At 60.4% G+C, this 15,762-nt stretch carries 15 protein-coding genes; 9 read left to right on the top strand and 6 right to left on the bottom strand.

Annotated elements, in window-relative coordinates:
* Window positions 1-177 precede the first annotated feature (177 nt).
* On the top strand, window positions 178-561 hold the full coding sequence (locus AB7783_RS09680) for a hypothetical protein (protein ID WP_441277492.1): 384 nt from the start codon (window positions 178-180) through the stop codon (window positions 559-561).
* 119 nt (window positions 562-680) lie between these two features.
* Here the strand turns inward: AB7783_RS09680 and AB7783_RS09685 are convergent, their stop codons facing one another.
* Entirely contained in the window at window positions 681-884 is a 204-nt protein-coding gene (locus AB7783_RS09685) for a cold-shock protein (protein ID WP_089263958.1), read from the bottom strand.
* Between the two features lie 463 nt (window positions 885-1,347).
* Here AB7783_RS09685 and AB7783_RS09690 point away from each other — a divergent pair, with 463 nt between their 5' ends.
* Window positions 1,348-2,502 carry an autotransporter outer membrane beta-barrel domain-containing protein gene (locus AB7783_RS09690; protein ID WP_441229843.1) on the top strand — a complete coding sequence of 385 codons (1,155 nt, stop codon included), beginning with the start codon at window positions 1,348-1,350 and terminating at the stop codon, window positions 2,500-2,502.
* A gap of 75 nt (window positions 2,503-2,577) precedes the next feature.
* On the opposite strand, the gene AB7783_RS09695 is transcribed toward AB7783_RS09690, so the two are convergent.
* Together AB7783_RS09695 and ndk are read right to left on the bottom strand one after the other, a co-directional pair.
* Complete coding sequence (locus AB7783_RS09695; protein ID WP_093758307.1) at window positions 2,578-3,411, bottom strand: TerC family protein; 834 nt, start codon at window positions 3,409-3,411, stop codon at window positions 2,578-2,580.
* A gap of 83 nt (window positions 3,412-3,494) precedes the next feature.
* Window positions 3,495-3,917, bottom strand: coding sequence for a nucleoside-diphosphate kinase (gene ndk / locus AB7783_RS09700; RefSeq protein ID WP_068731078.1), 423 nt, complete (start codon window positions 3,915-3,917; stop codon window positions 3,495-3,497).
* 279 nt (window positions 3,918-4,196) lie between these two features.
* On the opposite strand from ndk, the gene AB7783_RS09705 reads away from it, so the two are divergent.
* The 3 genes from AB7783_RS09705 (at window position 4,197) to AB7783_RS09715 (ending at window position 6,764) form a co-directional block, all read left to right on the top strand.
* Window positions 4,197-4,460: a sulfur globule protein precursor gene (locus AB7783_RS09705; RefSeq protein WP_068731077.1), complete on the top strand. Its 264-nt coding sequence runs from the start codon at window positions 4,197-4,199 to the stop codon at window positions 4,458-4,460.
* Window positions 4,461-4,640: 180 nt separating this feature from the next.
* Window positions 4,641-4,823 carry a hypothetical protein gene (locus AB7783_RS09710; RefSeq protein ID WP_089263955.1) on the top strand — a complete coding sequence of 61 codons (183 nt, stop codon included), beginning with the start codon at window positions 4,641-4,643 and terminating at the stop codon, window positions 4,821-4,823.
* 78 nt (window positions 4,824-4,901) lie between these two features.
* On the top strand, window positions 4,902-6,764 hold the full coding sequence (locus tag AB7783_RS09715) for an ABC-F family ATP-binding cassette domain-containing protein (protein ID WP_089263954.1): 1,863 nt from the start codon (window positions 4,902-4,904) through the stop codon (window positions 6,762-6,764).
* Window positions 6,765-6,804: 40 nt separating this feature from the next.
* Here AB7783_RS09715 and AB7783_RS09720 read toward each other — a convergent pair whose 3' ends face one another.
* The 3 genes from AB7783_RS09720 to AB7783_RS09730 form a co-directional block, all read right to left on the bottom strand.
* Window positions 6,805-7,398: a hypothetical protein gene (locus AB7783_RS09720; RefSeq protein WP_246297406.1), complete on the bottom strand. Its 594-nt coding sequence runs from the start codon at window positions 7,396-7,398 to the stop codon at window positions 6,805-6,807.
* 84 nt (window positions 7,399-7,482) lie between these two features.
* Window positions 7,483-7,935, bottom strand: a complete 453-nt coding sequence (locus AB7783_RS09725; protein ID WP_175366132.1) for a DNA polymerase III subunit chi — start codon at window positions 7,933-7,935, stop codon at window positions 7,483-7,485.
* Between the two features lie 9 nt (window positions 7,936-7,944).
* Window positions 7,945-9,447 (bottom strand): leucyl aminopeptidase, encoded by a 1,503-nt coding sequence (locus AB7783_RS09730; protein WP_441277493.1) that lies wholly within the window; start codon window positions 9,445-9,447, stop codon window positions 7,945-7,947.
* Between the two features lie 503 nt (window positions 9,448-9,950).
* On the opposite strand from AB7783_RS09730, the gene lptF reads away from it, so the two are divergent.
* From lptF to AB7783_RS09750, 4 genes are all read left to right on the top strand, one after another.
* Window positions 9,951-11,120: an LPS export ABC transporter permease LptF gene (gene lptF / locus AB7783_RS09735; protein WP_309945670.1), complete on the top strand. Its 1,170-nt coding sequence runs from the start codon at window positions 9,951-9,953 to the stop codon at window positions 11,118-11,120.
* Complete coding sequence (gene lptG / locus AB7783_RS09740; protein WP_309945669.1) at window positions 11,117-12,214, top strand: LPS export ABC transporter permease LptG; 1,098 nt, start codon at window positions 11,117-11,119, stop codon at window positions 12,212-12,214. Before lptF ends, lptG begins: the two co-directional genes overlap by 4 nt.
* A 50-nt stretch (window positions 12,215-12,264) precedes the next feature.
* Window positions 12,265-14,706 (top strand): LPS-assembly protein LptD, encoded by a 2,442-nt coding sequence (locus tag AB7783_RS09745; protein ID WP_441277494.1) that lies wholly within the window; start codon window positions 12,265-12,267, stop codon window positions 14,704-14,706.
* 94 nt (window positions 14,707-14,800) lie between these two features.
* Window positions 14,801-15,730, top strand: a complete 930-nt coding sequence (locus AB7783_RS09750; RefSeq protein ID WP_420878646.1) for a SurA N-terminal domain-containing protein — start codon at window positions 14,801-14,803, stop codon at window positions 15,728-15,730.
* Window positions 15,731-15,762 lie beyond the last annotated feature (32 nt).

Genomic DNA, 15,762 nt, shown 5'->3' on the forward strand with positions numbered 1-15,762 from the left:
AATTGCCGAGTATCTTTACGGTAAAGAAACCCGATCTGTGCTTACGACATCGGACAATGAACTCACCTCGCCCAGCACGCTGGCCAGCGCCACGAGCTGCGACGATTGCAATGCCTCAATGGCAACTGCATAATTGAAACAATTGACCATTCTGGCTGTCACTTAAGGAAATGAAGAATGACGGGCGCCGATCTGGGTGTGATCATCCGGCAGACTGCTAAGCAGCAAAACAAGACACTGATGGCAGCCGTCAAGGCACAACGCGATCGCTATGCGGGCCTGGCCGCCAAGGCCAAGGACAAGACCACCAAGGACCGTTTCAAGCAACTAGCGAAGGACGCGACGGAGCAAGGCATGGCCGCCGCCAAACGCCTTCAGATGTCCGCCGATAATGCCGCCGATAGCTATGCGCGATCGATGCGTAAGGCCGTTGAAGCACTTCAGATCGCAGAAGCAGCGCAAGCGATGAAGGCTCAGGACGCCGAAAAGGACAAGGCCGCCAAGAAGGCTGTACCCGCCAAGAAAACGGCCAAAAAGGCGAAGAAGCCAAAGAAGCGATAATGCGGGCATAACCTCGCCCGCTCGGCACGATCCGCACCGGAGCTACAAAAGGCCCGGCTTGCGCCGGAGTTACATCAGTCGGCCGGCCCATATGTCAGGGCCGGCACAGCAAGACTTAGTTATGAGACCTTGAGATTCTCGGCAGACGCCTTGCCGCGATTTTCCACCAGGTCGTATTCAATGGTCTGGTTTTCGTTGAGGGTACTAAGGCCTGCGCGCTCGACAGCGGAGATGTGCACGAAGACATCCTTGTCGCCGACAGTCGGCTTGATGAAGCCATAACCCTTGGTTGGGTTGAACCATTTGACGGTGCCCTTCTGCATCGTCTGTCTCCCGATCTAGATACAAAAAAGACGCGGCCACGCATCATGCGTACCACGCCACAAGCGGGCTTCCCGGTGTCTGCTGAATGTCCTGCTCGCAAAACGCACAGTCGAACAGCCTCAATCCGATTGCGCAAGAATTCCAACATGAAAATTTTGGCTACGCAAGTCTTTGGCTTTTTACGGCAGAGGTTTTGATATCACCGGCCGCGTTCAAGCGTACCTATCGAAAGCCGCTGACCGGACCCATGAGCAGACGCACCGGATTGAAACATCGTCGGCCCGCTCTGCGTGAATGGCCATAACGTGATGAAAAGCGACACGAATCCGCTGTGGCAATCGCACAACAATACGCGTCAATCGCCACCGGAGGCGCTCAATGCGCAGCGGCAATGCTCATTGGATCGCGTATGCTCTGCCGCAGTCGAACGGCACTGCAGCGACAATTTCGAAACGAGTAACAATGCGCGATCCATCGCGATACGCCCAAACGGACAGGCGCCCGGCTGCCAGTCGGCAACGCCGGACCATTGTACTCGGCCTTGCCGTCGCGCTTGTCGTTGCGCCTTCGCTTGCATCCGCCCAGGTCGCGCCGCCCCCAACCACGCCGCCACCGACGACGCCACCGCCAGCAGCCGCACCGCTGCCATCATCGACCGACTTCAATGCCGGGCAATCCGCAGGTATTGCCATTGGCGATCTCGGTAGCCAGTTCCTGCGGCGCCTCGGCGATCAGGCGAGCTACGGCTTCAACCGCGCGTCGCGCGCCAATCCCGGCGGCGGCGGTGCGTCGGAGACCACCGAGACGCCGCGCTTCCGAAGCTGGGCCGAGTTCTATGGTGTCGGCGCCCATACCGGCACGATCGGGGATTTCGTCGGCGACAAGCGCCGGACCATCGGCGGCGTCGCCGGGATCGGCGCGCGGCTGATGCCGGGTGTCAATGTCGGGCTGTCGGTGGACCAGAGCCACACCACGATCGACGTTCCGCTGGCGCTGCAATCAGCGACGCTCGACCTCACGCAAATCGGCCTCAATGCGTCGGTTGACCAAGGTGCATGGACCTGGGCAATCGCATTGGTGCACGGCTTCGGCGACATCACCTCGCGCCGCGACACGGGCCTGGGGCTCGCGAGCGCCGGCTACAATGCGCGGATCGACGGCGCGCTCACTGAGCTGAGCTATTACTGGAGTTACGAACAGGCACGGATCGTGCCCAAGGCTGCCTTCGAATACACCCGCGCGACAACCGGCGCGATGCAGGAGCTTGGCGGCCTCAATCCTGTCAACGCGAGCGGCGCCTCAGCCGAGCGTGCGCGTATCCTGATTGGCGCAGAAGTCGGCCGTTACTGGATATTTGATCAGAAGATTCTGGATCTGTCGGGCTATGCCAAATTCGTCGACAACGTGCATCAGCGCTTTAGCAACGTCACGGTTAGCCTGGGTTCCGAGAGCATCACCGTTCAGGGGATCGGCGAAAGCCAGTACGGCGCAGACGCCGGCGCATCGGCATCGCTGAGCCTCAGCAACACCGCGCGTCTCTATCTCAATTATGACGGCAAGTTCCGCGCCTATTCGCAGTCCCATCAGGGAACGCTGGGCGTCGAATTCAAGTTCTAGAAACCGTCAGATTCCAGAAACAAAAAAAGCGGGCGAAAGGCAAATGCCCCTCGCCCGCTTTGAGTTTTTATTGAGTTAGGCCGCCTGCTCGGCGTGCCCTGCCATGCTGCGACGACGCCACAACGTTCCGACAGCGAGCACCACAGCGACACCAATCAGACCGCAGACGATCTCGCCACCATGTCCCCCATTGGTGAAACGAACGCCAAGGCCCAGCGATGACATCAGGCTGTCGAGGCCAGTGCCGACCGAACCGCTGAAGAAGCTGTGCATCAGCGGCAGGACCGCAGGATCCGTCGCGATCACTTCGCCGGCGACCCAGCCCAGCAGGGCCGCACCGAGCCAGACCAGAACGGGCAGACGGGTCAGCAGCGCCATGATCAGCGCCGCGCCAGCGACGATCAGCGGGACGCTGATGGCAAGGCCGAGGATCAGCAACGGCACGCTGCCATTGGCAGCGGCAGCAACTGCAATGACGTTGTCGAGGCTCATCACGATATCGGCGACGACGACGATCTGCACGGCGGCCCACAGATGCGAGGCAGCCTTGACGCCGTCCTCTTCTTCCTGCTCGGGAACCAGCAGTTTGGCCGCGATCACGATCAGCGCGAGACCGCCCACCAGCTTGAGGTAGGGCAGTTCCATCAATGTGGCGACGATGCCGGTGAAAATGATACGCAGGATGACGGCCGCAGCGGCACCAAGGATCATGCCCCACATGCGCTGCTTCGGCTCGAGGCCGCGGCAGGCCAGCGCGATCACGAGGGCGTTGTCGCCGGACAGCAGAACGTTGATCCAGATGATCTTGCCGACGGCTACCCAGAATGCGGGCTGCTGCATTTCGACCTGAAACTGAACGAAAACCGACTTGATCGTCGCCGGATCGAGAATATGCAGCAACCAGTCCACAGCGCGCCCCTTTGTTTGTTCGTTTTGATTGGAAAGGTCGGCGCGCCCCCGCGCGCCGACCGGTCGTCAATTCGGCTGGAAGTTTAGCCGACGATCTCGTTGCCCGAGAAGAACTGTGCGATCTCGATCGCCGCAGTTTCCGGAGCGTCCGAACCATGAACCGAGTTCTCGCCGATCGACTTGGCGTGAAGCTTGCGGATGGTGCCATCAGCAGCCTTCGACGGATCGGTTGCGCCCATCACATCGCGATGCTTGAGGACGGCGTTCTCGCCTTCCAGCACCTGCACGACAACCGGACCCGAGGTCATGAAGTCCACCAGTTCGCCGAAGAAGGGGCGTTCCTTGTGAACGGCGTAGAAAGTGCCGGCCTGTTCGCGGGTCATGCGGATGCGCTTCTGCGCGACGATCCGCAGGCCGGCCTTTTCGATCAGCGCGTTGATCGCACCGGTCAGATTGCGCTCGGTCGCGTCGGGCTTCAGAATCGAAAAGGTACGCTCGATAGCCATGATTTATCCTTGAATAACAGTCGCTGGAAGATGGCGGCTTATATCGACGCTATCCGGGAACGGCAAGCGATCCGTCCAAATGTCGCAGGCCCCATTTTGGCAGATCCGGCGCTCGAAATTACCTAGATGTCATCCACATGAACCATTCCTGACAGGATTGGCGCGATCCGGTTCAGCTTCCTCCTCCTACACTGCCTGCAATGACCCCGGCCAACGGCATTTGCCCCCGGTGCCATGTTCACGGCAGGCGCAACACGCGCCGTACCAGAGGAGATGAGAATGTTCCGCAAGATCGCACTCACTTTGGTTGCAGCGGCCTCATTGGGCGCCGCGGCGCTGGCTCCGACCTCGGCTTCTGCCTGGGGCGGCCACGGCGGATGGCACGGCGGTGGCTGGCATGGCGGCGGCTGGCATCGCGGCTGGGGCGGACCACGCTTCGTCGGCGGGCCGGTTTACGGCTATGGCGGCGGCGGATGTCTCGTCCGCCGGGTCGTTCCGACCCCGTGGGGACCGCGTTGGCGACTGGTCAATCGCTGCTACTGACGCTCCACGAGCAGAGAAATACCGCCCGGCCGTTCCCTCGGCCGGGCTTTTTCTTGGCAGATCCATCGACGATTCATCGAATTTTGACTCAAACAGCCTCAAATCCATAAATCTTGAAACAATTTCGGCCCGCACGACTTGCCTTAGTGTCATTCAACTGCCACGAGCGCCGGGAAGACAATGCAGAACCAGTTCATCAATGATGGCGAAGAACACATTGACCGCACCACCAGCGCGGCGATCTGTAATGCCATCGGCGAACGGCTGCGCCGGGATGTCGGCCCGGACAACGCCCTGCCCTCCCATCTGCAGATGCTGATCGACCAGATGCGGCAGCAGGATGAGAACACCGGTAGCCGCTGACGGCATAATTGACCTTCCGCGCACCAGCAGCGAGCAAATCGGGGTTGCCTTTGTGCGTCGCAGCGGTGACAACCCCGCATGCTTTCCATCACAGACATTTCGATCCGGATCGCCGGACGCCTGCTCATTGACGAGAGCACGGTACAGATTGCGCCGGGAGCTCGCGTGGGTTTCGTGGGCCGCAACGGCGTCGGTAAATCGACACTTTTTCACGCCATTCGCGGCGATCTGGCCACCGAAACCGGAAGTATTTCGATTCCGCCCCGCTGGCGTATCGGCAGCCTCGCCCAGGAGGCGCCGGACGGCCCCGAAAGCCTGATCTCCGTCGTCTTGAAAGCCGATCTTGAGCGCGACGCACTGCTGAAGGAAGCCGAGACCGCCTCCGATCCGGAGCGCATTTCCGACATCCAGACCCGCCTTGTGGATATCGATGCGCATTCCGCGCCCGCTCGCGCCGCAGCGATCCTGAGCGGCCTTGGCTTTTCGGCGGAAGCCCAGTTGCGCTCCTGTTCTGAATTCTCCGGTGGCTGGCGCATGCGCGTGGCACTTGCAGCGACGCTGTTCTCGGCGCCGGATCTGTTGTTGCTGGACGAACCGACCAACTATCTCGATCTCGAAGGCACGCTGTGGCTCGAGGACCATCTCGCTAATTATCCGCGCACGGTCATCGTCATCAGCCATGACCGCGACCTGCTCGATACGTCGGTGAATGAGATCCTGCATCTCGACCGTGGCAAGCTCGTGCATTATCGCGGGACTTACTCAAATTACGAAGAGTTCCGCGCCAACAAAGAGGCGCTCGACGCCAAGAACGTCAAGCGTCAGGAAGCCGAGCGCAAGCGGCTGCAGGACTTCGTCGATCGCTTCAAGGCCAAGGCCTCCAAGGCACGTCAGGCACAATCGCGCGTAAAGATGCTTGAGCGCATGAAGCCAATCTCGGCGCTGGTAACGCAAGACGTGCGCGAGATCGTCTTCCCTGCGCCCGAAAAGATCCTGTCGCCGCCGATTCTCGCGGTCGACAATGTGTCGGTCGGCTATGAGCCCGGCAAGCCGGTACTCAATCAGGTGACACTCCGCATCGATACCGAGGATCGCATTGCCCTGCTCGGCTCCAACGGCAACGGTAAGTCGACGCTGGTCAAGCTGCTGGCAAACAAGCTGAAGCCATTTTCAGGATCGATCACGCGCGCCGACAAACTGTCGATTGCTTACTTCGCCCAGCATCAGCTCGACGAGCTGGTGATGGACAACTCCGTCTATGATCACGTGCGCAAGCTGATGCCCGACATGCCGGAATCGAAAATCCGCGCGCGTGCCGGCAATATCGGCTTTTCCGGCAAGGCCGCGGATACGATCGTAAAAAGCCTGTCCGGCGGCGAAAAGGCGCGGCTACTGCTGGGGCTCGCGACTTTCTACGGTCCGAACATGATCATTCTGGACGAACCGACCAACCATCTCGATATCGACAGCCGCGCAGCGCTGGCCGAGGCGATCAACGAATTCCCCGGCGCCGTGATCATGGTCTCCCATGATCGCTATCTGATCGAGGCCTGCGCAGACCAGCTCTGGGTCGTGGCTGACCGCACCGTCACCAATTTCGACGGCGATCTCGACGACTATCGCAAAGTCGTCATGCAAGCCCGCGGCATACGCACGCCGACACGCGACCGCGCAAACACGGACCGCGAAAAACTGGCGAAGCCTAAAGAAAAGAAGGTCCCGCTCAAGCAGCAGGTCGCCGAAGCAGAATCCGAGATGGAGCGGATCACCGCCATCATCGCCAAGATCGATACTGCGCTCGCATTGCCTGACCTGTTCAAGAAAGATCCGAAGCAGGCCACGCAACTCACCAAAGCGCGCGCCGCTGCGGCGGACGCATTGCAACGCGCTGAAGAGCAATGGCTTAGCGCGAGTTCTCTGCATGAAGAAGCGAACGGCTGATCACGCAGCCGTCGCTTACTTCTAAATATTCACGAAAAGATCAGGTCGCGGCGCGCTTCTTCGCCTTCGGACGCGCGGTCTTCGGCTGCTCAACTTCCGGACCGCGTTCGACCACGGTCAAACGACCGGCGGTAAACGTATAGATGCCAGCGCGCGGACCGCGCAGATAGGTCAGCACGGCAACGCGATCGCCGCGCGGGCTGGTCGATAGACTGACATTGTCGGGTGCGCCTGCACCACGCGCCACGTCGCATTCGGTATGGCCGAGCGCCACGACGCCAGTTTGAACCGGCGCACCTGCGGTACCATCGGCAAGCGCGTTGGCATCACGCGGCGCCATGCCCGGGCACGCACCGTCCGCGCTGATGAGATCCTGCGGACTGACGGCCTGCTCAGGCGACAGCGGCGGCGTCTCAATCGAAACATTCTTGATGAACACGCGACCTGGCTTGGAGAACCAGTCGGCATCCTTGGACAGCAGGTCCGTGGAGAATGCGTCACCGCCCACGCCGGCGCAGCCGGCAAGCAATGGCGCAGCAAGCAGCAGCACGAGCAGACCGTTTCGATGAAGCTTTTCTTGTCGCACGATTACGCAACCCCAAGACAGGCGATAAGCGCCTGTAACATCATTCATTTGCGGCACCACCATGACACAGCGGCAGATACCGGTGAGGAAATCTACAATTATCATTAATTGCAGCAGATCGCCAATCGGCAGCTAATTCTTGCGCTGCCACCGGCCACGTTCATCGGTCTGCCAGTAAGTGGCCGTAAAGCCCCTCGCCTTACAATCAGTCCAGGCTGCTCGCGCTGCAGCGAGCGCATCGGAATCGTCACCGTTAAATACCAGCACCATGCGCTCATAGCCGTCGGCATCCGCCGGCACTGCTGCGCTGTCCACAAGGAACCGGACCTGGGCACGATTGGGATTCCCCTCTTCGATCGCGAGAATGATCGGCTGATCCGCAGCGTCCGCCACACGCCAGGTGGCGTGCGGCAGAAATGAATCGTCACGATAGGTCCACAAATGCGCATCGAGCGCATCGGCGCGTTCTTCTGACGTGGATTGCACGACGACACGCCAGCCGCGCTCGAGTGACTTCTCGAGCAGCGGCGGCAGCACGCTCTCCAGCGTCATGTTCTGCAGGTGATAGAACAGGACCTCGGTCATCGTGTCGGACTACTTCTTCGCCTCGTAATAGTCGGCCACAAGCCGATCCAGCAGCCGCACGCCGTAACCCGAGCCCCAGCTCTGATTGATCTCTGTCTTCGGCGCGCCCATGGCGGTGCCGGCGATATCGAGATGCGCCCACGGCGTATCGTCGACGAAACGCTGCAGGAACTGCGCCGCAGTGATCGAGCCGCCATTGCGGGTACCGGTGTTCTTCATGTCGGCGAATTGCGAGTCGATCTGCTTGTCGTATTCCGGACCGAGCGGCATCCGCCAGACACGTTCGCCGGTGGTCTGTCCCACGGTGGACAGACGCTCTGCGAGTTCATCATTGTTGGAGAACATGCCAGCATATTCGGTACCGAGTGCGACCATGATCGCACCGGTAAGCGTCGCCAGATCGACCATGAATTTTGGCTTGAACTTCTTCGCCACATACCAGAGCACATCGGCCAGTACGAGGCGGCCTTCAGCGTCGGTGTTGATGATTTCGATGGTTTGACCGGACATCGACGTCACGATGTCGCCCGGACGCTGCGCGTTGCCATCCGGCATGTTTTCGACGATGCCGATGGCGCCGACCACATTGACCTTGGCCTTGCGGCCCGCGAGCGCATGCATCAGGCCAACGACGCAGGCTGCGCCGCCCATATCGCCCTTCATATCTTCCATGCTGCCGGCCGGCTTGATGGAGATGCCGCCGGTATCGAAGGTCACGCCCTTGCCGATGAAGGCCACGGGCTGCTCGCCCTTTTTGCCACCGTTCCAGCGCATCACCACCATACGGCCGGGACGCACAGATCCCTGGGACACGCCGAGCAGCGCGCCCATGCCAAGCTTGGTCATCGCCTTGACGTCGAGGACTTCGACCGTGACGCCGAGCTTCTTTAACTCACCTGCGCGGCGCGCGAATTCGGCGGGAAACAGCACGTTCGGCGGCTCATTCACGAGTTCGCGGGCCAGCACGACGCCGTTGACGATATGATTGCCCGGCGCAAAGGCCTTCTTCGCTGCAGCGACGTCGCTCACGGCCAGCGAAACCGCGACGCTGCCGGGCGTCTCGTCGGCATCCTTCTTCTTAGTTTTGTAACGATCGAATTTGTAAGCGCGCAGCAACGCGCCCGAGGCGACCGATGCCGCCTGCTCCGGCGTCATGGCCCCCGAAGCGAGTTCGGCGATCACGGTCACTGCATCACTGCCGCCGCCGACCTTGCCGGCGAGCACGCCGCCAAATTTCAGCAGATCGGTCTCCTTCAGATCGGCCGGCTTGCCGGTGCCGATCACGATGAGACGCGACGCCTTGATGCCGTCCGGGGCCAGGATGTCGAGCGTCGATGCACTCTTGCCCTTGAACTTGCTGGTTGTAGCCGCGCGCTTCACAGTTGCTGCGGCGTCCCCGAGAGCCTTGGTCGCGGCAGGACCGAATTTCAGCGTTTCGTCGCAGAACACCACGAGAGCACCGCGCACAGCAGTGGCAAACGGGACGAAGCCGACCTTGACGGCGTCGGACATGGCAAATTCCTCCAGAAGATCAGGGCTGTCGCAGGGGTCGGCGCGGAATCCGGTCAGTGCGGCGGGGTTCAAGTGTTTTGTTGTCGTCGCAGCGTGAACCGTCAAGACAGGTTCTGACCGAAACCGCCAAGGATCGATAGTTTCTTGTGTTTCCCCCGAGGGAAACCAAACCGCCCGTAACCCACGATTCGGGCATTGCCTGTGTCCGAATGTGTCGACTCTGACCTTAGGTGACGGTCTTGCCAACGAATGGGCCCCCACCGACGGATCCGACGCCTCGTCGCCACGTGAGTTGCGGAGCATTTCAGTGGCCCGAGGGCCACATCGGGCACATAATTAACCATATCTTGAGCGAGCCATCCCCCGGCCATTTTGTTGACCAATCAAAGGGATGCTAAGTGAGATGATGGGCTTGTGAAGATCGCGGCATGTCCTCGGGGGTCCCCTTGCGGGATTGGGCATGCGGGCGGCTTTAACGGCCGGAATGGGGATTGATCGGACCGATGGGGTCTATCGACAAGTATATTTTCCGCACGACGCTGGCGTCGTTTGCGGTGGTTCTGGTCAGCCTGACGGGCGTGATCTGGATCACGCAAGCGTTGCGCGGAATCGACCTGATGACGAGCCAGGGTCAGACCATTCTGACCTTCCTCGGCGTCACCAGCCTGGCGATTCCCGTTCTCGTTCTGATTATTGCTCCAATCGCCCTGATGATCGCGGTGTCCCACACCCTGACCAAGCTCGCGACCGACTCCGAAATCATCGTGATGAATGCCGCCGGCCTGTCGCCGCGACGGCTGTTTCGTCCCTTCCTGTTCGCGACAATGGTCGTATCGTTGCTCGTGGCTTTCATTGGCTCATATCTGGCACCGGATGGTATGCGCCGGCTGAAGCGCTGGGACGCCGAGATCACGGCCGACGTTCTGGCGAATATCCTGCAGCCTGGCCGCTTCGCTCAGCTCGATCAGAACCTGACTATCCGCGTCCGGGAGCGTCAGCCCGGCGGATTACTGGTTGGGATTTTTGTTGATGATCGTCGCGATCCCAAAGAGCGCGTCACCATCATTGCCGACCACGGCACGGTGCTGAAGAACAAGGATGGTTCGTTCCTGATTCTGGAAGATGGCAATCTGCAGCGTTTCGAGACGGGCAAGACTGACCCCGCCATGGTGGCGTTCGGCCGCTACGCTTTCGATATGTCGAAGTTCTCCAATCGCAGCCAGGACGTCACCTACGGAATTCGTGAACGATATCTCTGGGAATTGATGGTGCCGCCAGTGGATGACCCGCTTTACAAGCAGGTGCCGCGGCAGTTCAGCGCCGAGATGCACGACCGCTTGATGGCGCCGATCTATCCGCTTGCCTTTGCCGCCTTGACCTTTGCATTCCTGGGCTCGCCACGGACGACGCGGCAGAGCCGCAACTTCTCGATGGGCAGCGCAATTGCCGCGGTGTTCGGCCTACGCATGGCGGGCTTTGCCTGCTCGGTCGTGGCAGCGAAATCGGACTTCGCCGCACCGCTTCAATATGCCCTGCTGGCGACAGCGATCGGCGTCAGCTTCTGGATCATCTCAGCCGGGATTGTGGTGGAGCCGCCGGCCAAGCTGGTGGAAGCAATCAACAGATCCAACGAGCGGTTGTTGCGCCTCTTCCGACGGCCGGCCGCCGCATGAGCATGATCACCAACACCATTGGCAGGTATTTCGCCGGTCGCTTCCTGGTGGCGGCCTTGGGCGTGTTCATCAGTATCTTCATGCTGCTGGTGCTGGTCGACTACATTGAGATGGTCAGGCGCACCTCCGGGCTGGCCTCGGCCTCCGCTCTGATGGTGGCGCAGACGTCGCTGTACCGGGTGCCCCAGTTGCTCGAGAAGATGATGCCGTTTTGCATCCTGATCGGCGCCATGACCTGTTATCTCGCGCTATCGCGGCGGCTCGAACTGGTGGTCGCCCGCGCCGCCGGCGTTTCGGCCTGGCAGTTTATTTCCCCTGCGCTGGCCAGCGCTCTCGTCCTGGGCGTGCTGGCGACCGTGGGCTACAATCCCCTGTCGGCCAACCTGCGCGAGGAATCGAAGCGAATGGAGGCCCAGATGTTCGGCGATGCGCCCGGCGGCGGCGTCCAGGACGCCTCCGGCTTCTGGATCAACCAGGTCAACCGCGAGGGCCAATCGATCATCAATGCCGCCCGCAGCGAGCAGCAGGGCGTCCGCCTGACCGGCCTGACCGTGTTCCGGTTCGACACCGAATCCCAGTTCAAGGAACGGATCGAAGCTCGCGAGGCATCGCTGGAGCCCGGCCGCTGGTTGTTCAAAGGGGTGCGACGCTACACCCTCGATTCGCCCGTGGTTGAGCAGGACAGCATGTACCTGGCCACGACCCTGACCCCGCTGCAGGTCAGAAACAGTTTTTCGACCCCCGAAACAGTGTCATTTTGGCAACTTCCTTCGTATATCAAATCCTCAGAGAGTTCGGGTTTCGCGACGGCGGGGTATCGCTTGCAGTATCATAAGCTTATCGCACAGCCGTTTTTGCTGGTTGCGATGGTGATGCTGGCTGCTTCCGTGAGCCTGAGGTTCTTTCGGATGGGCGGTGTCCAGAAGATGGTTTTGAGTGGCGTGGGCGCAGGCTTTCTGCTCTACGTCCTGTCGAAAGTTACGGAAGATTTGAGCAAGGCTGAGTTGATGCATCCGATTGCTGCGGCGTGGCTGCCTGTGTGTGTGGGCGGCCTCACCGGCTTTTTGGCCTTGTTGTACCAGGAGGACGGATAGTGGCTGCGTTTGCCGCCCTCCGTGAGCAGGCATTTGATTGGAAGCTGCGCATGACCGTGCGCGGTGACCGTTTTTGCACGTCTGGCGTACTGGCCCCGGTGCTCGCAACCGTTTTGGGTCTGGCGGCTGCATTTGGCGTCGCGGCGACGACCCCGGCGGCTGCCCAGAGTTTCACTTACAATCGCCCCGCCACCCGGCCGAAGCCGCCGCCTGCCGCCCAGACCGGGCAGATGCTGGTCCAGGCGACCGAGGTCAATTACGACTATAACAACTCGCGCGTCGCCGCAGTCGGCAGCGTGCAGATGTATTACAACGGTACGTCCGTCGAAGCCGACAAGGTCATCTACGACCAGAAGACCAAGCGCCTGCACGCCGAAGGCAATGTCCGCATGACGGACGCCGACGGCAAGATCACCTATGCTAACCTGCTCGATCTCAGCGACGACTACCGCGACGGTTTCGTGGATTCGCTGCGCGTCGATACGGCCGATGCGACGCGCATGGCCGCGACACGCGCCGAGCGCACCGCCGGCAACTACACCGTGTTCCAGAACGGTGTCTACACGGCCTGCGCCGCCTGTAAGGAAGATCCGAAGAAGCCGCCGCTGTGGCAGGTCAAGGGTGCCCGTGTCATCCACGACCAGACCGAAAAGATGATGTATTTCGAAGACGCCCGGATCGAGTTCTTCGGCGTGCCCCTCGCCTATATCCCGTATTTTTCGACGCCCGATCCGACGGTGAAGCGCAAGACCGGCTTCCTGATGCCGGGCTTCACGCAGAACACCAATACAGGCTTCGGCGTTGAAACCCCGTTCTATTGGGCAATCGCGCCTGATTACGATGCAACCATCTCGCCACGCTACACCAGCAAGCAGGGCCTGTTGATGCAAGGCGAGTTCCGGCAGCGCCTGATGGATGGCGCCTACCAGATCCGTGCCTATGGCATCAATCAGCAGGATCGCAGCGCCTTCGCCAACACGGTCGGCGACAAAGACTGGCGCGGCGGAGTCGAGTCCAAAGGCCAGTTCGCGCTGAACGACAAATGGGTCTGGGGCTGGGACGCGGTCGCACTCAGCGATTACAACTTCCTGCAGGACTACCGGCTGTCGATGTACCGGGATCCCTATGCCTCGTTTTTGAATCTGCAGACGGAAGCCGTTTCGCAACTCTATCTGACGGGCGTCGGCAAGCGTAGCTTCTTCGATGCACGCACGATCTACTACCTGAGCTTCTCCGGTAATCAGAGCCAGGTCCCGGTCATTCACCCGGTGATCGATTACAACAATGTGCTCAACCAGAACATTCTGGGCGGCGAGTTCAGTTACAAGTTCAACATGACCAGCCTGAGCCGTGATCAGGCCTCATTCACGCCGATCACGTCTCTCGCCAATACTAACGGATTGTGCAATCTGACTTCCGCAGATCCGCTCGCGAGAACGCCAACCAATTGCCTGATGAACGGCATTCCTGGCACCTATACCCGCGTGACTGGTGAAGCTCAGTGGCGCCGCTCCTATACGGACTCGTTCGGCCAGATCTTCACGCCGTTCGCGATCCTGCGCGTCGATGCGATCGATGCCTCGATCTCGAACCAGCCCGGCGTGTCCAACTTCCTGCCGACCGGCGACACGACCGCGCTGCGGGTGATGCCGACCGTAGGCCTCGAATATCGCTATCCGTTCATCAACGTTCAACCGTGGGGCACCACGACACTCGAACCCATCGCTCAGGTGATCATTCGTCCGAACGAAACCTACGCCGGTAAGTTGCCGAACGAAGACGCGCAGAGCATGAGCTTCGACGCGAGCAATCTCTTCAGCGTCAACAAGTTCTCGGGTTACGACCGTGTCGAAGGCGGCGGCCGCGCCAACGTAGGCGTGCAGGCCACCACGCAGTTCGATCGTGGCGGTTCCGTCAAAGTCCTGTTCGGTCAGTCCTATCAACTTTTCGGCCTGAACTCGTTCGCAGTCGCCGATACGACCAACACCGGCGTCAACTCAGGATTGGCCACCTCGCGGTCAGACTACGTCGCCAGCCTCGCCTATTCGCCGAACCGCACTTATACGGTCAGTACTCGTGCTCGTATCGACGAAGCGACCGGCAACATCTCGCGCTTTGAAGCGGAGGGTCGCGCGAGCTTCGACCGCTGGTCGGTCAGCCTGATGTATGGCAACTACGCACCGCAGGCAGAATTGGGCTACCTCACCCGCCGCGAAGGCCTCCTTGGCACCGGTTCGATCAAACTGGCATCGAACTGGGTGGTGACCGGTGGCGCGCGCTGGGATCTCGAGGCCAACAAGATCAACCAGTACACGGTCGGTGCCGGCTATGTGGACGATTGTTTCGTGCTCGGCGTCAATTATGTCACGTCCTACAACTACGTGAGTAATCTGAGCACGCCGCCCGTTCTGAGCCATACATTCATGTTCCAGCTTGGCTTGCGGACAATTGGCAATACCACGTCTGCGAGCGGAACCGGCGGCACTTACTAGTATCGGTCGTTTGTGCCGTGAAATCTCCGTTTTCCGTCGCGATGTATGCGAATTCTGCTTTCAAGAGAGCTTTGACACCGCGGTTTTGACAATGATGGGTACGATGATTTCCGGACGCGTTCTGCAAGCCACTTTGGCGACGGCAGTTACCCTTCTCATTTGTGCGGGATCACCGGCTCGGGCGCAGTCCGTCGCTGTCATGGTGAACGGCGAGCCCATCACCAATTTCGATATCGAACAGCGCACCAAGTTGAATGCACTGTCCGGCGCGAAGACGAACAGCCGCCAGGACGTGATCGAGGAGTTGATCAGCGAAAAGGTGAAGATCAAGGAAGGCAAGAAATACAGCGTCGATCCCGGTGCTTCGGAAGTCGATGGTGCATTTCAGAACATGAGCTCGCGCATGCGCCTCACGCCGGATCAGCTGGTGCAGTCACTGGCGTCCAAAGGCATCCGCCCCGACACGCTGAAAAGCCGTTTGAAGGCCGACATGGTCTGGAACGCGATCGTCCGCGGGCGCTTCAAGCAGAGCCTGCAGGTCGGCGAAAAGGAAGTCGATGCAGCCGTCCAGAGCGCTGGCGGCGATGCCATGACCGAAGCATTCGAATATCAGATGCGACCTGTCGTGCTGGTCGTCCCCCGCGGTGCGGCGTCCGGCATGATGGAAGCGCGGCACAAGGAAGCCGAAGGGCTGCGCGAGCGTATCCAGAGCTGTGAAGACGCCAACCGTACCTTCAAGTCGATGCAGAATGCGACCATCCGCGATACGGTCGTCAAGACCTCTGCCGATCTGCCTCCGTCGCTGCGAGAACTGCTCGACAAGACCCCGATCGGCCGTCTCACGCCGCCGGAAGTGACCCGCCAGGGTGTCGAAATGGTCGCTCTATGCGCGCGCAAGCCGACCAAGGTCGATACGCCGAAGAAGCGAGAAGTCCGCGACAAGATGTTTGCCGACAAATTCGAAGCGAAGTCGAAATCCTACCTACAGGAAGTGCGCAAAGCGGCGATGATCGAATATCGGTAATTTCCGATCCGGCTTAGGCCGCGACTGGCTTA

The sequence above is a fragment of the Tardiphaga sp. 172_B4_N1_3 genome, assembly GCF_052076035.1.
Lineage (GTDB): Bacteria > Pseudomonadota > Alphaproteobacteria > Rhizobiales > Xanthobacteraceae > Tardiphaga > Tardiphaga robiniae.